The sequence below is a fragment of the Tianweitania aestuarii genome (assembly GCF_018457165.1).
Classification (GTDB): domain Bacteria; phylum Pseudomonadota; class Alphaproteobacteria; order Rhizobiales; family Rhizobiaceae; genus Tianweitania; species Tianweitania aestuarii.
This window is the reverse complement of record NZ_JAFMNX010000005.1, coordinates 191,939-213,147: the sequence shown is the minus strand read 5'-3', so window position 1 is coordinate 213,147 and position 21,209 is coordinate 191,939. Positions and strand designations below refer to the sequence as shown.

Here is a 21,209-nt window from a genome sequence, read left to right as displayed (position 1 = left end):
CCCGCATCAAGCCCCGTCGCGATACAGTTCCTCCGCTGCTGCGACTGCCGCAAGCATTACCTCATCGTCCAGGTCCCATTCGGAGAGCGCCTTGCCCGCGCCCCAGCCTGTTCCCGTGCCGGGTGGTGGAAGGCGGCCTTCCAGCAGGCTGTTCTTATAGGAAAGAAGGTTGGCGGCGAGCACCGCGTAACAGCGCCGGCGCCAGTCCACCGTTTCCCCAGCCGAACGCTGTTGCGCCAGCGCGATGGCAGCGTCCGTTTTCGCGGCAATCTCTGCGATCAGACTTGCGGCCTCAGGCTCGCTCATGGCGCAAGGCTCGCATCAAGGCCGAGCAGACCGGGCGCAGCCGCACCATCCTCAATCAACGACACTCTTGTCAGTCGGCTCGAAAATCTCGCGCTCCAACCGGGGCGTCAGGGCTCCGGCTGCGGCCAGGCTCTTGCGACCGTCTTCATTGGTTGAAGGAAAGATCTGGTAGGTCGTCACGCCCACTTCCCCGCCGCGGTACAAAAAGGTCGCCCTCCCCTGATGCGTGCTGTCCCCGGCCGGCGACACGAGCAGGAACGGAAAGGCGCCACGCGACCAGCCGCCATCGGCTGGTTCCGACCACACTTTTCCCCGGCCGACCTGAACATCCCAATAGCCGGCATCGCCGGGAAGAGAGCCGACGCGAATGATTTCCTGCGTAGCCGGGATCAGATCGCTGCCAACCGTGCTGAAGCGCAGGCGGAAGGCTGGAAAGAACAAGGGGTTCTTCGTCAGCTGCACCTCGACCTCGATCGCCGGAACGGTCGCGCCCAGCCGTGTTTCGGAAAAGATCAGCGTTCCCGTGAACGGCTCGATCGCAGCGGCAGCACCGCGCGGCACGTCGATCTGCGCGCCCGGCACGGCGGCCAGACGCGGGCCGAACAGCGTGATGTCCTGGCCGCCGCCATCGAGCTGCGTGCGGAACTCCGCCGCGGACGCAACCACGCACGACAAAAGGCCCGCTGCGGCCAACACAAACCGACGCCAGATCATTCTACCCCTGCGAACCACCAGATCCCGTGTTTGATCCCTCGGCGGACCGGTGATGCCCCCTTATTCTGGCGGCTGCATGCCTGCATGTCGAGATCAAACCGCGTCAATCGAACACGCAGGCGTTCTTCCTATTCCCTTGACTTCACCGCAGGAGCGCCCGACTTGGAAAGCGCCTAACCGGAGATCCTTTGTCATGGCGGATGCAGCGCAAACCACGATCGGCCGAACCACGATCGACACAGGCGAAGTCGAGCGCTTTTCCCGTTTGGCGGCCGAGTGGTGGAACCCGACCGGCAAGTTCAAGCCCCTGCACAAGTTCAATCCCGTGCGGCTGGCCTATATCCGCGACCAGGTGGCAACCCGCTTCGGACGCGATCCCCTTTCCGCCAGGCCGTTCGATGGTCTGCGCATTCTCGATATCGGCTGCGGCGGCGGCTTGTTGTGCGAACCGCTGGCGCGCATGGGTGCAACCGTCGTGGGTGCCGACGCCTCCGAAACGAACATCGAGGTCGCCAAGCTGCATGCGGCCGAAAGCAATCTCACCATCGACTACCGCGCCACGACCGCCGAAGCCCTAGCCGATGCCGGCGAACAGTTCGACGTCATTCTCAACATGGAAGTGGTCGAGCATGTCGCCGATGTGGACCTGTTCATTTCCAAAACATCGGCCATGGTGAAGCCGGGTGGCATCATGTTCGTGGCGACCATCAACCGGACGCTGAAAGCCTGGGGCCTCGCCATCATCGGTGCCGAATATGTGCTGGGCTGGCTGCCGCGCGGAACGCATCAATATGAAAAGCTGGTGCGGCCGGAGGAACTGGAAAAGGCCCTTTCCGCCGGTGGCTTGAGCGTGATCGACCGCACCGGCGTGACCTTCAACCCCATCGCCGACCGCTGGTCCCAATCGCGCGACATGGACGTGAACTACATGGTCCTAGCCGAACGCCCGGGCTTCAACTGAGGCAGAAGGAGGCCACCACGCGCCTCCGCAACGCCAGCTAGTTCTTTTCTTCCGGCAAAGACGGCAGCGGCAGGAAGCCGACGCCGTCTTCGGCGAGGCTTTTGGCTTCTTCAAGCGTGGCTTCGCCGTAGATGCCGCGCGCTTGCGTTTCGCCGAAATGGATCTTGCGCGCTTCTTCCGCGAACTTGTCGCCGACATTCTCGGCCGAGCTGCGCACCTTGCGCGCGAGCTCCTGCAGTTGCGCGATCATCTTGGCCTGTTCCGCACCGGCGGCCAGTGCAAGCGTTTCGCGCCGCTTGGCCGTAGACACGGCCGGCGCCATCAGCGCCTTGTTGACCTTGGCGGAACCGCAGGTCGGGCAGGTCACGAGACCGCGTTGCGCCTGCGCATCATAATCATCGGCATTGCGAAACCAGGCTTCGAAGTCGTGGCCTTCGGCGCAATGAAGCGAATAGGAGATCATTCCGCCGCAGCCTGCCCTTGCGTGCCGACACGCGCGACGTCGAAGGTGCGGGCATTGCGCAGGTTCGGGATCTTGTTGCGGGCTTCCCCCACCTTTGCCGTATCGATCTCGGCGGTGACCACCTGCGGTTCGCCGCTTGTGGCTTCCGCCAAAATCGCTCCCCAGGGATCCACGATCAGCGAATGGCCGAAAGTTTCGCGCCCGTCCTGATGCAGACCGGACTGGGCAGCCGCAATCACGAAGGCGCCGTTTTCGATCGCACGGGAACGCAGCAGCACATGCCAGTGCGCTTCACCGGTCTGGCGCGTAAAGGCGGCGGGAACGGTGAGCACCTCGGCGCCAGCCAGCGCCTGCGCCTGGAACAGCTGCGGAAAGCGCAGATCGTAGCACACGGCCATGCCAAGCGTGGCAAACGGCAGCGTGGCGACGACGCTTTTCTCGCCCGGCTGATAGGTGGCGGATTCGCGCCAGCTTTCGCCCTTGTCGAGATCGACATCGAACATGTGGATCTTGTCGTAGGTGGCGAGGCGCTGGCCATCCGGCCCAAACAGAAAAGCTCGGTTGGCGACTTTGCCGTTTTCGCTGTCATCGCCGACCAGAATGGCGGTGGAGCCGATATGGAGCGTGATGCCGAGTTCGCGGGCCAGACGCGCGCCGGCCTGCGCCACACCATCGCTGTCCTCGTTGCGCAAGGTGGCGCGCAAAGCCTGACGGTCGCGCATGAGCGCGCCGGTCATTTCAGGCGTTTGCACATAGGTGGCGCCTGATGAAGCGGCCTCGCGCACCAGTTTTTCCATCGCCGCGACGTTTTCGGCAATGTCGGTGCCCGAACACATCTGCACGGCCGCAGCGGTGAAAATCGCCATTGGACGTCCTCAGGCTGCCAGCATCGGGTCCAGCTTGCCGGCGTCTTCCAGGGCATGAAGATCGTCGCAGCCACCGACATGGGTGTCGTTGATGAAGATCTGCGGGAAGGTCGAGCGCTTGGAGCGCGTCATCATTTCCTGGCGCAGTTCGGGCGAGAAGCTCGCATCATGCTCGGTATAAGCCACGCCCTTCTTGTCGAGCAGCCGCTTGGCCGCCGTGCAATAGCCGCAGCCTACGCGCGTATAGATCACAACATCAGCCATAAGCGTTCCCATCCGAAATCCTTGAGCCGCCTATATAGAGATGCGCAAGAGCGGCTGGAAGCCCTTACGCCTCGTCCTCTTCCAGATCGAGCTGGTCGGGCAGGACGCGGGAGAAGGTGAGGACGTGGACGGCAGCCGCGCCGTTGCGCAGGAGGGTGCGGGATACGGCGGAGACGGTGGCGCCGGTGGTGTAAACGTCGTCGATCAACAGCACGCGCTTGCCGCGGAGCTTGGCCTTGGCTTTCGCATCGACGCGGAAGGCGCCGCGAACATTATCTTGCCGCTGCCTGGCATGAAGACCGACCTGCTGGCGCGTGGGACGGGTGCGGTTGATGAGATCGGGTTCGAAAGTGAGACCGGTCAGACCCGACAGGCTGCGGGCGAGTTCGGCGGACTGGTTGTAGCGGCGCTGAAAGAAGCGGCGGCGGTGCAAGGGTACGGCGACGATGAGGTCGCTTTCGCCGATGAGTTCGCTGCCGGCGCGCAGCATCCAGCGCGCCATCCAGGGCGCAAGATCGGTGCGGTCGCGATATTTGAGATCACCCACCATGCGCCGGGCAAGGCCGGTGTGAATGGCGGCCGAGCGCAAACGGGTGAAGGGCGGAGGGTTGGCGATGGCTTCGGCCGACAGGAAGCCCTCGCCCTGATCTTCGCGAAACGGCGTCCCCATGACTGGGCAGAACGGCTGTTCGATCAGCCTGAGATTGGCCCAGCATATCCCGCACAACGAGCCGGGAACCGCGACCTGGGTTTGACAGCCCAGACAGATCGGCGGAAACAGGAGCTTGGCCGCAGCCCGCGCAAGCCAGACGGGCGCAAACAAAAGCCGTGTCTTGATCAAGGGCGCGGCAAACACGTAAGACCCAGCCATCCGTTCATGATGCATCAGGAGTGCCAGCGTTGGAGCCGATTGTCGATACCGCGCTGAGCCTGCAGCACAAGCGCCGCGCCCTTCTGGGAGGTCCCGCCGCCGGCGTGGACTTCCTCATGCGGTTGAGCGCGGACGATCTTTCCGAGCGGCTGGCAACGGTCGATCGGCGTTTTGCGGATGCAGCGACCCTGTTTTCGCTGACCGGCCATGCAGCGGCGGCCTTGCAGGCGAGCGGCAAGGTCGATCATGTCACGCGGGTCGAAGCGCTTCCAGAACTGCTCGAAGGCAGCGACGGCCGGATCGCAGCGCCGGAAACCGTGCCGCTCGAACCCGAAAGCATGGACCTGATCGTGTCGCTTCTGTCCTTGCATGAAGCAAACGACATTCCGGGCACCCTGATCCAGATCCGCCGCGCGCTGCGGCCGGACGGCTTGTTTCTGGCAGCCTTTCCCGGCGCCGGCACATTGGCCGAAATGCGCGACAGTTTTCTTCAGGCGGAAGCGGAACTGAGCGGTGGCGCAAGCCCGCGTGTGCTGCCCTTCGCCGATGTGCGCGACGGCGGCGGACTGCTGCAACGCGCCGGCTTTGCCTTGCCGGTGGCCGATCTCGAAACTCTGACGGTGCGCTACGACAATCTGTTCGCGCTGATGAAGGACCTGCGCGCGATGGGCGCGGCCAATCCGATGATTGCGCGGGCCAGAAAGCCGGCGAGCATGGCCTTGTTCATGCGCGCATCCGAGATCTATGCCGAACGCTATTCCGATCCCGATGGCCGCATCCGCGCGACGTTTTCGATCGTCTGGCTGTCGGGCTGGGCGCCGCATGCCTCGCAGCAGAAGCCGGCCGCGCGCGGCAGTGCAACGGCGTCGCTGGCCGAAGCGTTGAAGCCGCGCTGATCTTACTGGTCGGTGGACAAGACCTGGATGAGGCGGCTGTTGTTATTGCCCCAGAGATAGGCGAGCGCGTCCGTTGTCCGGCTGAAGCCGATCAGCATGACAAGCATGATACAGGCGAGGATCATGGCATATTCAACCATGGCGGTCCCGCGCTCGTCCTTGATGAAACGCCGGATCATCTCGGATGCCCAACTCCCTTACACAGGCGCATCCTCCCAGTGACGGGTTAAGATTAGGCTTTCGCAAAGCAGAGAGTTGAAGCTTTCAGCAGTCGCCGACCTGGCGGCCATCGGAGCGGATGACGCAAACGCCGCTTGGATCGCGCGAAAGAACGCTCCGGCGGATCGTATAATCACCGGCGGATCCGATGCTCCCGGTGGCGGTGTAGTCGATGCCGGGATTGCCGATCGCGCCGCGCTCTTCACGCACCATCATCGGGGCCAGAAACAAGGTGAGCGCCACGCCGGCTGTGCTGAAAAGCAGCGCCGAGCGAACGAGAACGGATCGGCAAGCCGAGAAGAAGGCTTCGTGCCTGCTCGGCTCCGGTGGCAAGTGCATGTCCCTGCGCATCGCTGACTCTCCTGTAAGCATCGGCAGTTCTGGCTCTGCCGTTGCCTTCAAATTGTCACGAACCATTAAAAGGTTTGTTAATCCTCTCGGTAAGGTTTGGCCGACAAGCCCGATTCAAAGGGGCTTTCTCAAAGCAGATCGACGAGGTGCGAAATCAGCGGCTCGTCGGCAGGCGGCATGGGATAATCGCGCAACTGCTTGGGCTTCACCCATTTTAGCGCCTGCGCTTCCAAGGGCTGCGGCGTGCCCCAATAACGGCGGCACACATAAAGCGGCATCAAAAGGTGGAAGCTGTCATAGGTGTGGCTGGCAAAGGTCAGCGGCGCGAGACAGGCCGTCTTGGTGTCGATCCCGAGCTCTTCCTTCAACTCGCGCACCAGCGCCAGTTCCGGCGTTTCGCCGGGTTCGACCTTGCCGCCGGGAAACTCCCACAAGCCTGCCAGCGACTTGCCTTCCGGCCGCTGGGCCAGAAGCACTCGGTTGTCGGCATCGACAAGCGCGCAGGCGACAACCAGAACGAGCTTCTTCGACGGGGTCTCGCTCATGACACAACGTCCTCGACCGCGCCTTTCGGGCGACGGTAATGATAGCCGTAAACCGCTTCAAACCCGATCGAGCGGTAAAGCTTGATGGCGACTTCGTTGTTGGCTTCGACCTGAAGCCAGGCGAGCTTTGCACCGCGCAGTTTGGCCCATTTCAGCGCCGACAACACGACGCGGCGGCCATAACCCTGACCGCGCACATTCCTGTGGGTCGCGACCTCGAACAGGCCGGCAAGATCGCGATCCTGCACGCAGATGGCAGATGCCAGCGGATGGGTCTCGGCTTCCAGCGCGAAAAGCCCGACTTCCGGCTCGATAGCGCGGATGATGTCGGTCAGCCCCGGCGCGCGAACGGGACCAAGCCCATGCACTTCGAGGGCCGCCGTGATGAAGCGGTCGACATCCTTCAACGGGATCTGGTCCATCGCATCACCGACCGGCGTGTCGCCCTCGAGGCTGAGCGCCATCACCAGCGAGGGCCGCACCGTATCCCAGCCCGCCGCATCGAAATGGGCTTCGAGCTTTTCACCGGCGAGCGGCGACAAACGGAAGGTCAGCGGCCGACCGGCAGCGGCGAACCGTTCGGCCGCACGCGCGATGCGGTTGTCGAGATCATGGAGATCGCCGGGATCGAGCGGGTTGACCGAGTTCAGCCGCTTGGCGTCATGGCCGGGGGTCAGCCGGATCACCCACGTCCCGTCATAATGAACGTCGGCCGCCGGCCAGGCGCGAAAGCCGGCCGCCTCGAAGCGGCGCACGAGCCCGAGATGCAGCGAACGATCGGGAAGATGATCTGGCACATCCGCTCCTTACGACCGGTAGTCACCGTTGATGGCGACATATTCCTTGGTGAGATCGCAGGTCCAGACGGTGGCCTTCCCCTCGCCCAACCCGAGGTCGACCGTGATCAGGATCTCGTCGTTCTTCATATAGGCCGAGGTCGCGGCTTCCGAATAAGCCGGATCGCGCTCGCCTTCATGCGCGACGCGGATGTCGCCGAAGGAAATCGCCAGACGATCGCGATCGGCCGGTTCGCCGGATTTACCGACGGCCATGACCACGCGGCCCCAATTGGCGTCTTCGCCGGCCACCGCCGTTTTCACCAGCGGCGAATTGGCGATCGAAAGCGCGATGCGCTTGGCAGAGGCGTCGCTTTCAGCACCGGTGACGGTGATCTCGACCTGCTTGCGCGCGCCCTCGCCGTCACGCACGACCTGCAGCGCCAGCACCTTGAGGAGATCGGCCAGAGCGGTCTTGAAGGATTCGAGGTGCGGATCGTCGATCTTATCGACCACCGGCGCACCGCGGCTGGCGGCCTTGCCCGTGGCAAACAGCATCAGCGTGTCGCTGGTCGAGGTGTCGCTATCAACCGTCACGGCATTGAACGTACCGCCCACGGCTTCCGACAACATCGCCTGCAGCACGGGTGCCGCGATCGGGGCATCGGTGGCGACAAAGGACAGCATGGTCGCCATATCCGGTGCGATCATGCCGGCACCCTTGGCGATGCCGTTGATCGTCACCGTCGTGCCGCCGAGATCAACCGAGCGCGTGGCATATTTCGGATAGGTGTCCGTGGTCATGATCGCCTTGCCGGCATCGGCCCACAGCGACGGCTCGGCGGACGCGGCGAGATCACCCAGAAGATGCGTGAAGCGGGCGGGATCGAGCGGCTCGCCGATTACGCCGGTGGAGGCCAGAAACACGTTGGCCTCGTCGCAGTTGGCGGCAGCGGCGGCGGCCTTCGCGGTGGCCTGCGTGGTGTCGCGCCCTTTTTTGCCAGTAAAGGCATTGGCATTGCCCGAATTCACCACCAGCACGCGCGCTTGTCCGCCGGCCAGGTTCTGACGGCATAGATCAACGGGCGCCGATGGGCAGCGCGAGCGCGTGAACACGCCGGCAGCCGCCGTGCCTTCGTCGAAAAGCATCACGAGCAGGTCAGTACGGTTCTTGTACTTGATGCCGGCCTGCGCGGTTGCGATCCGCACGCCGTCGATATCAGGCATATCGGGAAAAGATTTCGGCGCGAGCGGGGAAATGGTGGTGGACATGATCTGCCTCGAAACAAGCGGCCTCAGGATCGGTGTGTCCCGTTTGGCGCAAGGGCCTGCCGCGCGCAAGACGCTGCAGGGGATTTCCTGCGATCGCCACGTTTCGCTTGAGCGTCGAACAAAAGAAAAGGGCGCTCGAAAGCGCCCTTTGTATCGTCGTCAAATGGCCTGCGCTTACTGCTGCGTGGCCGGCGCTTCTTCAGCCGGGGTTTCGCCGGCCGGAGCGTCTGTTGCAGGCGTCTCGGTGGCTGGCGTTTCGGTAGCTGGCGCTTCGGTGGCCGGAGCTTCGTCCGTTGCCGCGTCGCCTTCGGCATCCGCTTCGCCGCCGGCCTGGCCGGACTGGGCCTTGTCGATCGATTCCACCGTCGCCTTCAGCGCCGGATCCGGGATTTCCACATCGGCTGAACCACGAAGATCACGAACCAGCTTGAGATAGTTGTCGCGCAGGATCAGCGAACGAACCTGATCCTTGACCTGCTCGAAAGCCGGCGGCTGCTGTTCGCGCTTGTCTTCCACCTTGATGACGTGGAAGCCGAACTGCGTCTGCACCGGCTCCTTGGTGTACTGGCCGGGCTCGAGTGCGAAGGCTGCCTTCTCGAATTCCGGCACCATCTGGTTCGGACCGAAATAACCGAGATCGCCGCCCTGCGCTGCCGCGCCGTCGGTCGACTTTTCCTTGGCGATTTCCTCGAAGTTGCCGCCTTCATCGAGCTGCTTGATGATCGCGTCGGCTTCTTCCTTGGTTTTCACCAGAATGTGGCGGGCATGAACTTCGTTCACGGCCGGCTGCTTGGCGATTTCCTGGTCGTAACGGGCGCGGATCGCATCGTCGGTGACGCCGGCCGCCACTTCCTGCTCGACAACGGCGCTGTGCAGCGCGCGCTGGCGCAGGAATTCCATGCGCTGCTTGAATTCGGGCTTGTCGGCCAGGCCATCGGCTTCGGCCTTGGCGGACAGGAGCTTGATTTCGATCAGCGCCGACAGGGCGGCAGCGCGCTTCTGTTCCGGCGGCAACTGCGCGAACTGCGGATCGAGATCGCTTTCGGCGAGCGTCAGCTGTTCTTCGGTGATCTGCTGGCCGTTCACCGTTGCAACAACGGCATCACTCTGGGCCAGCGCGCCGAAGCTGGTGCTGGCGAGAAGGGCTCCGGTCAGGAGCGCGGCCGCGAGCGGACGGTGGAAAGAAAAAGACATGAAGTCATCTCCAGGATGGAAAACTCGGGTGACGGTCGCTTCGCTGACCGCCCTTCGCTAACTCAGCCACATCAAATGTGTCGGAATTCAAGGTTGACCAGTGCACTTCGCGCAGCGTTGACATCGCTCGGGCCCCCTCTTATCTCTCCCACAACTTTGCGTCCAGAACGGATTCAGGCGCCCATTTCGTTCATTCCGCTCTATTTCCAGATGACAGCCGAGACGGATCGGGTTGAAACAGGGTGGCCCGGCCTCGCCTTCGCGGTTTACGATTGAAAGGACCACAGGATGGTCAGCTTCGGCGGCTTCGCCCGCAAGATTTTCGGATCGTCCAATGATCGTCGCGTCAAAGGATTCCGCCCCAAGGTGGATGCGATCAACGCGCTCGAACAGGAACTGACGGGGCTTTCCGATGAAGCCCTGCGTGCGCGCACCGACGAGTTCCGGGCGCAGATCGCACAGGGCCGCAGCCTCGACGACCTGCTGGTTCCAGCCTTTGCGACGGTTCGCGAAGCGTCCAAGCGCGTGTTCGGCATGCGTCACTTCGACGTTCAGATGATCGGCGGCATGGTTCTGCATGAAGGCGACATCGCCGAAATGCGCACCGGCGAAGGCAAGACGCTGGTCGCGACCCTGCCGGTCTATCTCAACGCTCTTGAAGGCAAGGGCGTGCATGTCGTGACGGTCAATGACTATCTGGCCAGCCGCGACGCCGAACAGATGGGCCGCCTTTATTCCTTCCTCGGTCTGACCACCGGCATCATCGTGCACGGACTTTCCGACGACCAGCGCAAGGCCGCCTACGCTGCCGACGTGACCTATGGCACGAACAACGAACTCGGCTTCGATTATCTCCGAGACAACATGAAATATGAGCGCGCACAGATGGTGCAGCGCGGTCATAACTATTCGATCGTCGACGAGGTGGACTCGATCCTGGTCGACGAAGCGCGCACGCCGCTGATCATTTCCGGCCCGCTGGAAGACAAGTCCGATCTTTACGTCGCGATCGACACCTTCATTCCGCGTCTGGACGAGGCCGATTACGAGGTCGACGAAAAGCAGCGCACGGCGAACTTCACGGAAGAAGGCACCGAGAAGATCGAGAACCTGCTGCGCGAAGCCGGCCAGCTCAAGGGCGACTCGCTTTACGACATCGAAAACGTCTCGATCGTCCATCACGTCAACAATGCGCTGAAGGCGCACCGCCTGTTCCAGCGCGACAAGGACTACATCGTTCGCAACGGCGAGATCGTCATCATTGACGAATTCACCGGCCGCATGATGCCCGGCCGCCGCTATTCGGAAGGCCTGCATCAGGCGCTGGAAGCCAAGGAACAGGTTCAGGTTCAGCCCGAAAACCAGACGCTGGCCTCGATCACCTTCCAGAACTACTTCCGCATGTACAAGAAGCTGGCCGGCATGACCGGTACGGCTGCCACCGAAGCGGAAGAATTCGGCAACATCTACGGTCTCGAAGTCGTGGAAGTGCCGACCAACCTGCCGGTGCAGCGTCTCGACGAAGACGACGAAGTCTATCGCACGGTCGAGGAAAAGTACCGGGCGATCACCCGCGAGATCAAGGCTGCGGCCGAGAAGAACCAGCCGATCCTGGTTGGCACGACCTCGATCGAAAAGTCCGAGCTGCTGGCCGAACGCCTGCGCCAGGACGGCGTGAAGGGCTATCAGGTTCTCAACGCCCGCCACCACGAACAGGAAGCGACGATCGTTGCCCAGGCCGGCGCGCCGGGCGCCATTACCATCGCCACCAACATGGCGGGCCGCGGCACCGACATTCAGCTCGGTGGCAATGCCGACATGCGCATCGCGCAGGAACTCGGCGACATGCCGGAAGGTCCGGAGCGTGATGCGGCCGAACAGGCGATCAAGGACGACATCAAGCGCCTGAAGGAAATCGCGATCGCGGCCGGCGGCCTTTACGTGCTCGCCACAGAACGCCACGAATCGCGCCGCATCGACAACCAGCTGCGCGGCCGTTCCGGTCGTCAGGGCGATCCGGGCCGCTCCAAGTTCTATCTGTCGCTTCAGGACGACCTGATGCGCATCTTCGGCTCCGACCGCATGGACTCCATGCTGCAGCGCCTCGGCCTCAAGGAAGACGAGGCCATCATCCATCCCTGGATCAACAAGGCTCTGGAAAAGGCGCAGAAGAAGGTCGAAGCGCGCAACTTCGACATGCGCAAGAACGTCCTGAAATACGATGACGTGATGAACGACCAGCGCAAGGTGGTGTTCGAACAGCGCATCGAGATGATGGAAGGCGAGGAACTCGGCGAAGTCGTCAAGGAAATGCGCGAAGAGGTGATCGACGCGCTCGTCGCCAAGCACATGCCCGAAAACGCCTATGCCGAGCAGTGGGACGTGGCGGGCCTGCAAGAAGCCGTGCGCGAAGGGCTCAACCTCGATCTGCCGATCGTGGAATGGGCGGCCGAAGAAGGCATCGCCGAAGACGACGTTCATGCCCGCATCACCGAAGCCGCCGATGCCGCCGCAAAGGCGCGCGAAGAGCGTTTCGGTCCGGATGTTCTGGCCTATGTCGAGAAGTCGATCCTGCTTCAGACGCTCGACCATCTGTGGCGCGAGCATCTCGTCAACCTCGATCATCTGCGCTCGGCGGTCGGTCTGCGCGGTTATGCGCAGCGCGATCCGCTCAACGAATACAAAAGCGAAGCGTTCGAGCTGTTCCAGGCCATGCTCGCCAACCTGCGCGAGGTCGTGACCAGCCAGATGATGCGCGTGGAACTGGTGCGCCAGGCGGCCGAAGAGCCAATGCCGGAAGCACCGGCCATGTTCGGCGAACATATCGACGCCACCACGGGCGAAGACGACTTCAACGAAAGTGAGATCTACCAGGGCGGTGGCGATCTGGCGCTGATCGAGCGCGAAGACAGCCGCATCGTCGCACCGGAAGACCGCGATCCGAACGACCCCTCCACCTGGGGCAAGGTTGGCCGCAACGAGCTTTGCCCCTGCGGTTCGGGCAAGAAATACAAGCACTGTCACGGTGCCTTTGCTCCGACAGAAGCCTGATCGATCAAAAAGCCGGCCCTTAGCGCCGGCTTTTTTGTTGGCGCGCGGCATCTTATCCCCGCTCGCGCCCCGAACCGTTTTTTAAAGACTTCGGGCTAAGGGAAAGCCATCGAAGTCGGAGTATGTGTGTGCGTTTTTCGGCGGCAACGACGGCCGAGCGTTTCCTGCCGAAGCGGTTGGCGAGCCGGGCTCGTCCATTGCTCGACCAGGTCGACGCCCTGTTGATCCCACGCGATGCGCGGGACCAGGCCGGCCGTATCTCGCTGATCGCCTTCGCGATCCGAATTTTAAGCGCCGCCATTGCCTTCATCAGCCAGGTCTTCATGGCCCGCTGGATGGGCTCGTTCGAATACGGCATCTTCGTGCTGGTCTGGGTGGCTGTGGTGATCCTCGGCAACCTGTCCTGCTTCGGCTTTCATACGGCGGTGATCCGCTTCATTCCCGAATATCGCGAGACCGGCCGCCCCGATCATCTGCGCGGCATCCTGTTCGGCAGCAGGATCTTCACGCTGGTTGCCTCCAGCCTGATCGCAGCACTGGGCGCGCTGGGCCTGTATCTCTTTTCCGGCTCGGTAGAGCCTTATTACATCGTGCCCTTCGCGCTCGGAATCGTGATGCTGCCGATGATTGCGCTGTCGGACACGCTGCAGGGCATCGCCCGCGCCAATGCCTGGGCGGTTGCAGCGCTCGCTCCCGCTTATGTCGTGCGTCCTACCCTGCTGCTCCTTTTCATGGCCGGCCTGCTTCTGGCCGGCTGGGAGCCCGATGCCCAGACCTCGCTGATCGCCGCCATCGCCGCCACTTACTGCACGGCCCTTTATCAGGTGTTCAGCGTCACCGGCCCTGCCGATCGCGTCGTCGGGCACGGTCCGCGCCACATCGACATGCGGACATGGCTGGCCGTGTCCCTGCCGATCTTTTTCATTGAAGGCTTCACCTTTCTTCTCACCAATGCGGACGTGCTGATCGTTGGCTTTTACCTCGAGCCGCATGATGTCGCGATCTATTACGCGACGGTGAAAACGCTGGCGCTGGTGCACTTCGTGTATTTCGCCGTGAAAACAGGCGCGGCCCAGCGTTACGCGCAGCTGATCCATGCCGGCGAAACGAGCCGGCTGGCGGATTTTGCGCGCGAAACGGTGAGCTGGACCTTCTGGCCGTCCGTCGGCATGGGCGTGTTCGTGCTCGCGGCCGGCTGGCCACTCCTTTCGCTGTTCGGCGCGGAATTTACCGCCGGCTACCCGCTTCTGTTCGTACTGGTGGCGGGCGTGATCGCGCGCGCCAGTGTTGGGCCGGCTGAAAGCCTGCTCACGATGAGCGGGCAACAAAACATCTGCGCCGGCGTTTATGCGGCGACGCTTGCAGTCAACTTGGTCTGCAATGCCGTTCTCATCCCACAGATCGGGCTTTGGGGCGCAGCCGTCGCCACCTCCGCCGCGATGATCTTCGAGGCGATCGCGCTTGCGGTTGTTGTTTGGATCAAGCTTGGACTGGTGATGGTGATCGGCCTTCAAGCCACGCCGGCTCGCGGCAGGAGTTCATAGATGGCCGCTATCCCGATCCTGGAAGAACTCAGCACATCGAGCTCAGGCTCGATGATCTCGCAACTGGCCGGTTTCACGCCGCGCATTCTCAACCATGGTGAGCAGATCGAAAACATGGGCCCGGCGCGCCCTTTGCGCCGCCTTGCGATCTATCCGGCGACCGCAGGCTTTGATCTGGTGAAGGAACTCGACCATCTGTGCGCGCGCACGGTGGAGCCCAACGTCTTTTTCAATCCGCGCTTCCTTGCCCCTGCAATGCCACGGCTGGAAGACCGCGAGATCCGCCTGGCCGTGATGCGCGACGGCGAAGGCGACAGCAGCCGCCTGCGCCTGCTTCTGCCTTTTTCGATCGAGCGTCCCGGCGTGCCGCTCGCCGTTCCCGTTTTGCGCAGCTGGGCCAATCCGTTCGGACCGCTCGGCACCCCGCTGATCGACCGCGACGATCCGATCGGCGTGATTGAAGATTTTCTCGCCATGATGGCACGCCCGCACCTTCACTTCCCCAAAGCGTTTGTTTTGCCCGACATCCGGCTCGACGGTCCCGTGGCCGGTCTGCTTCGCCATGTCAGCGAAACCCGCAACCTGCCGCTCGACACGGTGGACAAGGTGGAACGGCCGTTCCTGCAAAGTGAGCTGGAAGGCGACACCTATCTCAGGCTCGCGCTGAGCGCCCACCATTTCCGCGAGTTCAAGCGCCTGAAGCGCCGGCTGAGCGAAAAGGGCAGGCTGGATTACACCGCGTCGCGCCAGTCCGACGATGTGCGCATCGCCACGGAAGCCTTTCTGACGCTGGAAATGGGGGGCTGGAAGGGCCGTGAACGCTCGGCCATGGCGATCGACCGCTATCGCGCCGCCTTCGCGCGCGAGGCCGTTTATCGCTTGTCGGAGGCCGACAACTGCCGCGCCCATGTTCTGTCGCTCGACAACAAGCCGATCGCGGTGCTGATCGTTTTCATCGAAAACGGCGTCGCCTATACCTGGAAGACAGCTTACGACGAGACCTATGCCGCCTTCTCGCCCGGCACGCTTCTGGCGATCGAAGCGACCCGCACGCATCTGGACGACCCCAACATCCAGGTCACCGATTCCTGCGCTGTTCCCGATCATCCCGTGATGAGCCGGATCTGGAGCGAACGCGCGCATTTTGGAACGATGATCATCGGCCTGACGCCGGATACGGACCGCCATGTCCGGCAGGCCGCGCAGCAGATCCATCTTTATCGCGAAAGCCGCAACATGGCGCGTCTGGTGCGCAACAGGATCCGCAAACTGATCGGACGGCGTCGCTAAAACACCGCCCGATCGAACTTCAACAGGAAAGAAACCTCGCTGAAAGGCTGTGTTTCAGACAGCCGTGCGCGGCATATCGAAATGCAGCGCCATGCCGCGTTGCGCGGCCGCAGCCACAATAAGATCTTCTATCTCCCGATCGCTTGCCGAAAAGGCCGGCAAGACTGATTTGATTGCTCGTGTGGCATCGGCCGTGGAAATTGCCGACATCTTGGAACGCCTGGACAAAAGGTACTGATTGACTACGTCTTGGATGCTTCTAATGGGCGGCGCCATGACGTCCTCCTCTTCACATCGCTTCTTCAAAATACAGTTTCGATCACAGCTCATGCCCAAGCATTAACCGGGCGAGAGCAATTTTAACTGTCTGCAGATCGTTCCCTCGTCCGCCCATGGAGGCTCGCTTGGGAACAAGCTGCTTCTAGCGTGTCATTTCGGCTTTTTCCCGACCGTAGGATTATGTTTTTGTGACTGGACGGAGAAGCCGCCCGCTTGTGCGTGGAACGCTGCGCGGAAGCGGCAATCCCGCGTGCGTCCCCTCAGTTTCTGCCAATGCAATCAACCACCTGTTCACGCCGAACTGGTATTCGGCGCCTTACGAGCATCGTCATTTCTAACTGGAACCTTCATGCCGCATCAGGAACCGCTCAGGTTGGAGGTTGTTCGAGACCTCGCGGTCATGGACGACACAAGCAACCAGGAAGCCTACGACCGGATCGCCCGGATCGCCCAGGAAGTGTTCGACATGCCCGTCGTGTTGATCACCTTCATGGATGGTCACCGCCAGTGGTTCAAATCGCATCTCGGCACCGATCGGCGCGAAAACACGCCTGACCAGTCCTTCTGCCGCGTGCCGATTGCCACCGGCAAAACCACGGTGGTCGAGAATGCGCTGGGTGACGACCGCTTTTGCGGCCTGAACGATGTGGTCGATGGGCCTGGCCTGCGTTTTTATGCCGGCGCGCCCTTGATGACCCATGACGGCTTTGCCGTCGGCACGTTGTGCTTGTTCGACATCAAGCAACGCAGCTTCGCGCCCGAACAGGTCCGCATGCTCGAAGATCTGGCCGCGCTCGTCATGATCCAGGTGAAGAGCGACCGCGACATCGGCCGCGTGGATCCCCTCACCCGTCTGCCCAACCGCATTCAGTTCCTGCTCAGCCTGCAGGACATGGTGCGCGCCGATCCCGGCAGAACCTGCTGGATCGTGCTGGTCGACGTGATCGACAACCGCAACGCCAATGATGTCATCGGCGCGCTCGGTATCGATTTCTACAACGAGCAGGTTCGCCATGCGGCGACCATTCTCAAACGCCATCTGCCAGGCAACACCGTTTATCATGTCGGCGGCGCCTATCTCGCCTTCATGTTGGATGGCGCTCAGGACACGCCGCATGCCCTGATCGAGCAACTGGATACGGATCTGCGCGAGCCGCTGGTCACCAGCCGCGGCATACCCTCGGCGCTCAATCCCTGCTTCGGCATTCGATCTGCCGGATTGATGGAAATGTCGTCGCCCGACGTGCTGCGCACCGTTTTGTCGGCAGCACGCGAAGCCCGGCTGAGCGAGCGGCTTTTCGCGACCTACAACAGCGATCACGACGATGCGCAAAAGCGCATGTACAGCCTTTTGTCCGATCTGCCGGAAGCGCTGCGCTCGCAAAAACAGCTTTATCTCGTTTATCAGCCGCGCATCGATGTGGCGTCGCGCCGGTGCATCGCCGCCGAAGCCCTGCTGCGCTGGAACCATCCGATCTGGGGTCCGGTGTCGCCTGCCGAGCTGTTCCCGCTCGTCGACAAGACTGGCCTGATCCACGAGGTCACCGACTGGGTCATGCGCAACGTGCTGCGCCAGATCGCAGCCTGGAAGGCCGCAGGCATCGATCTGACCGTGTCCTTCAACATCTCATCCAAGAACCTGTTCGAGGACGATCTCGTTTCGCGGCTGAGCGAAGTGCTGGACGCCACCGGCGTTGATCCCAAACGCCTGGAGATCGAGGTCGTCGAGGACATGAACCTCGACAACAGCCATATCGCCTTTTCGCGCTTGAGTGCGATCCGTGATCTCGGCATCACCGTTGCGATCGACGACTTCGGCAGCGGCTACAGCAATCTCGCTTATCTCCTGTCGCTGCCCGCAACCACGTTGAAGATCGACCGCTCGCTGGTGGCGCAGGCGCTGACGGATCACAATGCGGCAGTCACAGTTCCGACCGTCATCAAGCTCGGCCACGATCTCGGCTACCACATGGTGGCCGAAGGCGTGGAACTGCCCGAAACCTTCGAGCAGTTGCGGCAATGGGGCTGCGACGAGGTGCAAGGCTATCTGTTCGGGCGCCCGATGGAGCCGAAAGCCTTCGAAAGCTGGTTGGCGGCCTCGAACAAGGCCCTCCTCGCTTCGGCATGATGCGAGGCGCCGTGCCCGGTCGGAACCGCGACCGGGACGCATGATCATGACTTGAAAGAAAAAAGTGGTGCGGGTGGTCGGGGTCGAACCGACACTCCTTGCGGAACCGGATTTTGAGTCCGGCGCGTCTACCAATTCCACCACACCCGCACGGTGCAGATCCCGAAACCCAGGCGGCTCGGGAAGGCCGCGTTCCTATACGACGGCTTTCAAAGAAATGCCAGACCGATCTGCAGCCTGCAAGCCCCCGAAATCACTGCTTTCGGCAGACGGTGATGATTGTTGACGCGCTGTCCATAAGCCAATCATTGCCGGGCCGAAACTTTGCGCCTAAGCCGGTGCCGACAAGCAGGCGGATGCCCAACTCCGCGAAATCGGCAGGATGATCATGGCACTGAACGATCCCGTTGGACACACCCAGAAGACACTGTCGCTCGTCGGTTTTCTCGGCATGGCGCTGACGGTCGGCACGGCCGTCGGCTTTCAGGTGATCGGCGGTTATATCCCCTGCAAGCTTTGCTACGAACAGCGCATCCCTTACTACATCGGCCTGCCGATCCTGGCGCTCGCCGTGATCCTGTCCTTCATGCGCGGGCCGGCGCTGATCACCCGTCTGCTGATCCTTGCCGGCGCGCTGCTGATGGTTTGGGCGCTTTATCTCGGTATCTTTCATGCCGGCGTGGAATGGGGTTTCTGGCCGGGACCGACCGATTGCGGCGTGGCCGTGGATGCGACGTCGGGCACATCGGGCGGCGTTCTGGATTCGCTGAACACCGTGATTCCGCCATCCTGCGACAAGGCGGCGCTGCGGGTGCTCGGCCTGTCCTTTGCCGGCTGGCAGGCGATCTGCGCGGCGATCCTGGCGATGATCATGCTGCGCGGCGCCTTTGCCCGCGGCAGGGCCTGATCAAGGCTCAGGGCTCCAGCTCGACGTCCCAGTAAAGATAATCCATCCAGCTTTGATGCAGATAGTTGGGTGGAAACAGCCGGCCGTTGTTGTGCAGGTCGTGCACGGTGGGCGCAAACGGCTTTTGCTGCGGAAACATCTTGGCTTCCGCCGCCATCATGCCGCCCTTGCGCAAATTGCAAGGCGAACAGGCTGCGACGATGTTTTCCCAGGTCGTCGTGCCGCCGCAACGGCGTGGAATGACGTGATCGAAAGTGAGATCGTCCGGCGCACCGCAATATTGGCACTGGAAGCGATCGCGCAGGAAGACGTTGAAACGGGTGAAGGCCGGATGACGCGACGGCTTCACATAGCTTTTCAAGCACACCACGCTCGGCAGGCGCATCGAAAAGGATGGCGAGGAAACCTCGTGGTCGTATTCGGCAACGATGTTCACGCGGTCAAGAAAGACCGCCTTGATCGCATCCTGCCAAGACCAGAGCGACAAAGGGTAATAGCTCAGAGGCCGGTAATCGGCATTCAGCACCAGCGCTGGCAACCCGTCCGGGGAAACCGCGATCGTCACTAACGCACCTCCCTTCGGGAAAAGCTGTCGACTGACGCGGATAGTGTAAGCCTGATATGACAGGGCTGTGAAGCAGGGAAAATGACGTTCAGGCCGCTGTTTTCGTTATTTCGAAAGGGTCCTGACACGGATTGGCGCATTCAGCCGAGCGGAAGCGCATCGCGTCGGCGAATCACAGCGTAGTAAGCCCAGAACAAACGAGCCGCGACGGAGCGGTGCGGCGACCAGGCTTCGGCGACCTTGGCGAGCGCCTTCGCAGACGGGCGCGGCGCGATCGCCAGCGCATCCCCCACCGCCGTTTGCAGCGCGACATCATGGGCCGGAAAGATATCGGGATGGCCGGCGCAGAACATGAGGTAGACTTCCGCCGTCCACGGCCCGATGCCCGGCACGGCGGTGAGATCGGCGATAGCCTGCTCCGCCGGGTGCTCGCGCATCGCATCGAGCCGGATGCGGCCTTCGACGCAGGCCTGAGCCAGCGCGAGCAGCGTTCGCTGCTTGGCGCGCGACTGGCCAGCTTCGCGAAACACGGTCTCGGGCGCAGCAAGAAGCGTTTCGGGCGTCAGCGGATCGACAAGCGCCAGGAAGCGGGCAAAAATCGCATCGGCACTGGCGCGCGACACCTGCTGCGAGGTGATGATGCCGGCAAGGCTGGCAAAACCCGGCGGAACGAGCCGCAGCGGAATCTCACCGGCAGCCGCGTGCACCGGCACCAAACGCGGATCGGCGGCAACGAGGGCGTCAAGATCCTCGCCAACATGCTCAAGCGTTTCGATACGGCGCATCGGCCTGCCTTTTCTTCTCGGGCAATGCAGCTTAGCAATCGCTGATGCCGCCTGCCAATCGCCCAACCTTCCGCTTCGCGCCAAGCCCGACCGGGCGACTGCATCTCGGCCATGCGTTGTCGGCGATCCTCAATGCGCAAGAAGCGCAGCGGGTTGCCGGGCGCTTCTTGCTGCGTATCGAAAACACCGACCTCACCCGCTGCACGCCGGAGAATGAAGCCGGCATCTATGAGGATCTGACCTGGCTCGGCTTGCGGTGGGAAGAGCCGGTGCGCCGGCAATCCGAGCATTTCGCGGATTACAAGGATGCGCTAGAACGCCTGCAGGCGTTGGGGCTGATCTACCCGTCCTTTCTCAGCCGGGGCGAGGTCCGGCGGCGCATCGCGGATGCCGAGGCCACGGGTCAGCGATGGCCGCGCGATCCCGATGGGGTACCGCTTTATCCCGGCGATGAGCGCGGGATGCCCGACGCCGAACGGCAAGCGCGCATGGCCTCCGGCGCGCCTTTCGCGTGGCGGCTCGATATGCACGCGGCATTGATGCGGGTCGGCCATCCTTTGTCATGGACGGAGACCGGCGAAGGTCCCGCCGGCGAAACCGGACAGGTTCAAGCCGACCCTTCCCTCTGGGGCGACGTGGTGTTGGCGCGCAAGGAATTTCCGGCGAGCTACACGCTGGCCGTTGTGGTGGACGACGCCTTGCAAGGCATCACCCATGTCGTGCGCGGGCGCGACCTGTTCCACGCCACCGCCGTGCACCGGCTGCTGCAGACATTGTTGGACCTGCCCGAGCCGACCTATCATCATCACCGGCTGGTGCTGGATGGGGAAGGCCGCAAGCTTTCCAAAAGCGCCGGCAGTCAGTCACTCGCCGATCTGCGCGCGGCCGGCGCGACGCCTGGAGATATCAGGGTGATGCTCGGCCTTTAGCGAAGATCGAGCAGGCGCTTGTCTTTTAGCGAA

The 21,209-nt window shown here is 62.5% G+C and carries 23 protein-coding genes and 1 tRNA gene; 8 read left to right on the top strand and 16 right to left on the bottom strand.

Annotated elements, in window-relative coordinates; all coding sequences use genetic code 11:
* Positions 1-6: 6 nt before the first annotated feature.
* Positions 7-306 (bottom strand): hypothetical protein, encoded by a 300-nt coding sequence (locus tag JYU29_RS17095; protein ID WP_213986057.1) that lies wholly within the window; start codon positions 304-306, stop codon positions 7-9.
* A 51-nt stretch (positions 307-357) separates the two neighbouring features.
* The gene (locus JYU29_RS17090; protein WP_213986056.1) at positions 358-1,020 is read right to left on the bottom strand and encodes a hypothetical protein; all 663 of its coding nucleotides are present in this window, start codon (positions 1,018-1,020) and stop codon (positions 358-360) included.
* Positions 1,021-1,213: 193 nt separating this feature from the next.
* On the opposite strand from JYU29_RS17090, the gene ubiG reads away from it, so the two are divergent.
* Positions 1,214-1,981: a bifunctional 2-polyprenyl-6-hydroxyphenol methylase/3-demethylubiquinol 3-O-methyltransferase UbiG gene (gene ubiG / locus JYU29_RS17085; protein WP_213986055.1), complete on the top strand. Its 768-nt coding sequence runs from the start codon at positions 1,214-1,216 to the stop codon at positions 1,979-1,981.
* A 37-nt stretch (positions 1,982-2,018) separates the two neighbouring features.
* On the opposite strand, the gene JYU29_RS17080 is transcribed toward ubiG, so the two are convergent.
* From JYU29_RS17080 to JYU29_RS17065, 4 genes are all read right to left on the bottom strand, one after another.
* Positions 2,019-2,444 (bottom strand): DUF1178 family protein, encoded by a 426-nt coding sequence (locus JYU29_RS17080; protein WP_213986054.1) that lies wholly within the window; start codon positions 2,442-2,444, stop codon positions 2,019-2,021.
* Positions 2,441-3,310, bottom strand: a complete 870-nt coding sequence (locus JYU29_RS17075) for a carbon-nitrogen hydrolase family protein (protein ID WP_213986053.1) — start codon at positions 3,308-3,310, stop codon at positions 2,441-2,443. Before JYU29_RS17075 ends, JYU29_RS17080 begins: the two co-directional genes overlap by 4 nt.
* Positions 3,311-3,319: 9 nt before the next feature.
* Complete coding sequence (gene grxC / locus JYU29_RS17070; protein ID WP_213986052.1) at positions 3,320-3,574, bottom strand: glutaredoxin 3; 255 nt, start codon at positions 3,572-3,574, stop codon at positions 3,320-3,322.
* A 64-nt stretch (positions 3,575-3,638) separates the two neighbouring features.
* Positions 3,639-4,445: a ComF family protein gene (locus JYU29_RS17065; protein WP_213986051.1), complete on the bottom strand. Its 807-nt coding sequence runs from the start codon at positions 4,443-4,445 to the stop codon at positions 3,639-3,641.
* Positions 4,446-4,474: 29 nt separating this feature from the next.
* On the opposite strand from JYU29_RS17065, the gene JYU29_RS17060 reads away from it, so the two are divergent.
* Positions 4,475-5,341: a methyltransferase domain-containing protein gene (locus tag JYU29_RS17060; RefSeq protein WP_213986050.1), complete on the top strand. Its 867-nt coding sequence runs from the start codon at positions 4,475-4,477 to the stop codon at positions 5,339-5,341.
* Between the two features lie 2 nt (positions 5,342-5,343).
* Here the strand turns inward: JYU29_RS17060 and JYU29_RS17055 are convergent, their stop codons facing one another.
* From JYU29_RS17055 to JYU29_RS17030, 6 genes are all read right to left on the bottom strand, one after another.
* Entirely contained in the window at positions 5,344-5,520 is a 177-nt protein-coding gene (locus JYU29_RS17055; RefSeq protein WP_213986049.1) for a Flp family type IVb pilin, read from the bottom strand.
* Between the two features lie 85 nt (positions 5,521-5,605).
* Positions 5,606-5,911 (bottom strand): hypothetical protein, encoded by a 306-nt coding sequence (locus JYU29_RS17050; RefSeq protein ID WP_250157539.1) that lies wholly within the window; start codon positions 5,909-5,911, stop codon positions 5,606-5,608.
* A 128-nt stretch (positions 5,912-6,039) separates the two neighbouring features.
* Positions 6,040-6,456, bottom strand: coding sequence for a (deoxy)nucleoside triphosphate pyrophosphohydrolase (locus tag JYU29_RS17045; protein WP_213986048.1), 417 nt, complete (start codon positions 6,454-6,456; stop codon positions 6,040-6,042).
* Complete coding sequence (locus tag JYU29_RS17040) at positions 6,453-7,253, bottom strand: GNAT family N-acetyltransferase (RefSeq protein ID WP_347879918.1); 801 nt, start codon at positions 7,251-7,253, stop codon at positions 6,453-6,455. The genes JYU29_RS17045 and JYU29_RS17040 overlap by 4 nt, the downstream gene beginning before the upstream one ends.
* A 9-nt stretch (positions 7,254-7,262) precedes the next feature.
* Complete coding sequence (argJ, locus tag JYU29_RS17035) at positions 7,263-8,504, bottom strand: bifunctional glutamate N-acetyltransferase/amino-acid acetyltransferase ArgJ (RefSeq protein WP_213986047.1); 1,242 nt, start codon at positions 8,502-8,504, stop codon at positions 7,263-7,265.
* A gap of 174 nt (positions 8,505-8,678) precedes the next feature.
* Positions 8,679-9,698: a peptidylprolyl isomerase gene (locus JYU29_RS17030; protein WP_213986046.1), complete on the bottom strand. Its 1,020-nt coding sequence runs from the start codon at positions 9,696-9,698 to the stop codon at positions 8,679-8,681.
* Positions 9,699-9,986: 288 nt separating this feature from the next.
* Between JYU29_RS17030 and secA the strand changes: the two genes are divergently transcribed.
* The 3 genes from secA to JYU29_RS17015 all read left to right on the top strand — a co-directional run bounded on the left by secA (position 9,987) and on the right by JYU29_RS17015 (position 15,583).
* On the top strand, positions 9,987-12,749 hold the full coding sequence (secA, locus tag JYU29_RS17025; RefSeq protein ID WP_213986045.1) for a preprotein translocase subunit SecA: 2,763 nt from the start codon (positions 9,987-9,989) through the stop codon (positions 12,747-12,749).
* Positions 12,750-12,877: 128 nt separating this feature from the next.
* A complete protein-coding gene (locus JYU29_RS17020) occupies positions 12,878-14,293 on the top strand; it encodes a lipopolysaccharide biosynthesis protein (protein WP_213986044.1) in 1,416 nt (471 codons plus the stop codon).
* On the top strand, positions 14,294-15,583 hold the full coding sequence (locus tag JYU29_RS17015; RefSeq protein ID WP_213986043.1) for a GNAT family N-acetyltransferase: 1,290 nt from the start codon (positions 14,294-14,296) through the stop codon (positions 15,581-15,583).
* Between the two features lie 54 nt (positions 15,584-15,637).
* On the opposite strand, the gene JYU29_RS17010 is transcribed toward JYU29_RS17015, so the two are convergent.
* The gene (locus JYU29_RS17010; RefSeq protein WP_213986042.1) at positions 15,638-15,859 is read right to left on the bottom strand and encodes a hypothetical protein; all 222 of its coding nucleotides are present in this window, start codon (positions 15,857-15,859) and stop codon (positions 15,638-15,640) included.
* Positions 15,860-16,262: 403 nt separating this feature from the next.
* Here JYU29_RS17010 and JYU29_RS17005 point away from each other — a divergent pair, with 403 nt between their 5' ends.
* Entirely contained in the window at positions 16,263-17,990 is a 1,728-nt protein-coding gene (locus JYU29_RS17005) for a sensor domain-containing phosphodiesterase (protein WP_213986041.1), read from the top strand.
* A 65-nt stretch (positions 17,991-18,055) separates the two neighbouring features.
* On the opposite strand, the gene JYU29_RS17000 is transcribed toward JYU29_RS17005, so the two are convergent.
* Positions 18,056-18,140, bottom strand: a tRNA-Leu gene (locus tag JYU29_RS17000).
* 238 nt (positions 18,141-18,378) lie between these two features.
* Between JYU29_RS17000 and JYU29_RS16995 the strand changes: the two genes are divergently transcribed.
* On the top strand, positions 18,379-18,897 hold the full coding sequence (locus JYU29_RS16995) for a disulfide bond formation protein B (protein WP_213986040.1): 519 nt from the start codon (positions 18,379-18,381) through the stop codon (positions 18,895-18,897).
* A gap of 7 nt (positions 18,898-18,904) precedes the next feature.
* Here JYU29_RS16995 and JYU29_RS16990 read toward each other — a convergent pair whose 3' ends face one another.
* Together JYU29_RS16990 and JYU29_RS16985 are read right to left on the bottom strand one after the other, a co-directional pair.
* Positions 18,905-19,462 carry an HNH endonuclease gene (locus tag JYU29_RS16990; RefSeq protein ID WP_213986039.1) on the bottom strand — a complete coding sequence of 186 codons (558 nt, stop codon included), beginning with the start codon at positions 19,460-19,462 and terminating at the stop codon, positions 18,905-18,907.
* Between the two features lie 140 nt (positions 19,463-19,602).
* Complete coding sequence (locus tag JYU29_RS16985) at positions 19,603-20,247, bottom strand: DNA-3-methyladenine glycosylase family protein (RefSeq protein WP_213986038.1); 645 nt, start codon at positions 20,245-20,247, stop codon at positions 19,603-19,605.
* A 44-nt stretch (positions 20,248-20,291) separates the two neighbouring features.
* Between JYU29_RS16985 and gluQRS the strand changes: the two genes are divergently transcribed.
* Positions 20,292-21,176 (top strand): tRNA glutamyl-Q(34) synthetase GluQRS, encoded by an 885-nt coding sequence (gluQRS, locus tag JYU29_RS16980; RefSeq protein WP_213986037.1) that lies wholly within the window; start codon positions 20,292-20,294, stop codon positions 21,174-21,176.
* Positions 21,177-21,209 lie beyond the last annotated feature (33 nt).

Excerpts from the sequence above, each read along its gene's own strand:
- JYU29_RS17095 (WP_213986057.1), bottom strand. The coding sequence starts at position 306 with ATGAGCGAGCCTGAGGCCGCAAGTCTGATCGCAGAGATTGCCGCGAAA.
- JYU29_RS17090 (WP_213986056.1), bottom strand. The coding sequence starts at position 1,020 with ATGATCTGGCGTCGGTTTGTGTTGGCCGCAGCGGGCCTTTTGTCGTGC.
- ubiG (WP_213986055.1), top strand. The coding sequence starts at position 1,214 with ATGGCGGATGCAGCGCAAACCACGATCGGCCGAACCACGATCGACACA.
- JYU29_RS17080 (WP_213986054.1), bottom strand. The coding sequence starts at position 2,444 with ATGATCTCCTATTCGCTTCATTGCGCCGAAGGCCACGACTTCGAAGCC.
- JYU29_RS17075 (WP_213986053.1), bottom strand. The coding sequence starts at position 3,310 with ATGGCGATTTTCACCGCTGCGGCCGTGCAGATGTGTTCGGGCACCGAC.
- grxC (WP_213986052.1), bottom strand. The coding sequence starts at position 3,574 with ATGGCTGATGTTGTGATCTATACGCGCGTAGGCTGCGGCTATTGCACG.
- JYU29_RS17065 (WP_213986051.1), bottom strand. The coding sequence starts at position 4,445 with ATGGCTGGGTCTTACGTGTTTGCCGCGCCCTTGATCAAGACACGGCTT.
- JYU29_RS17055 (WP_213986049.1), bottom strand. The coding sequence starts at position 5,520 with ATGATCCGGCGTTTCATCAAGGACGAGCGCGGGACCGCCATGGTTGAA.
- JYU29_RS17050 (WP_250157539.1), bottom strand. The coding sequence starts at position 5,911 with ATGCGCAGGGACATGCACTTGCCACCGGAGCCGAGCAGGCACGAAGCC.
- JYU29_RS17045 (WP_213986048.1), bottom strand. The coding sequence starts at position 6,456 with ATGAGCGAGACCCCGTCGAAGAAGCTCGTTCTGGTTGTCGCCTGCGCG.
- argJ (WP_213986047.1), bottom strand. The coding sequence starts at position 8,504 with ATGTCCACCACCATTTCCCCGCTCGCGCCGAAATCTTTTCCCGATATG.
- JYU29_RS17030 (WP_213986046.1), bottom strand. The coding sequence starts at position 9,698 with ATGTCTTTTTCTTTCCACCGTCCGCTCGCGGCCGCGCTCCTGACCGGA.
- secA (WP_213986045.1), top strand. The coding sequence starts at position 9,987 with ATGGTCAGCTTCGGCGGCTTCGCCCGCAAGATTTTCGGATCGTCCAAT.
- JYU29_RS17015 (WP_213986043.1), top strand. The coding sequence starts at position 14,294 with ATGGCCGCTATCCCGATCCTGGAAGAACTCAGCACATCGAGCTCAGGC.
- JYU29_RS17010 (WP_213986042.1), bottom strand. The coding sequence starts at position 15,859 with ATGGCGCCGCCCATTAGAAGCATCCAAGACGTAGTCAATCAGTACCTT.
- JYU29_RS17005 (WP_213986041.1), top strand. The coding sequence starts at position 16,263 with ATGGACGACACAAGCAACCAGGAAGCCTACGACCGGATCGCCCGGATC.
- JYU29_RS16995 (WP_213986040.1), top strand. The coding sequence starts at position 18,379 with ATGGCACTGAACGATCCCGTTGGACACACCCAGAAGACACTGTCGCTC.
- JYU29_RS16985 (WP_213986038.1), bottom strand. The coding sequence starts at position 20,247 with ATGCGCCGTATCGAAACGCTTGAGCATGTTGGCGAGGATCTTGACGCC.
- gluQRS (WP_213986037.1), top strand. The coding sequence starts at position 20,292 with ATGCCGCCTGCCAATCGCCCAACCTTCCGCTTCGCGCCAAGCCCGACC.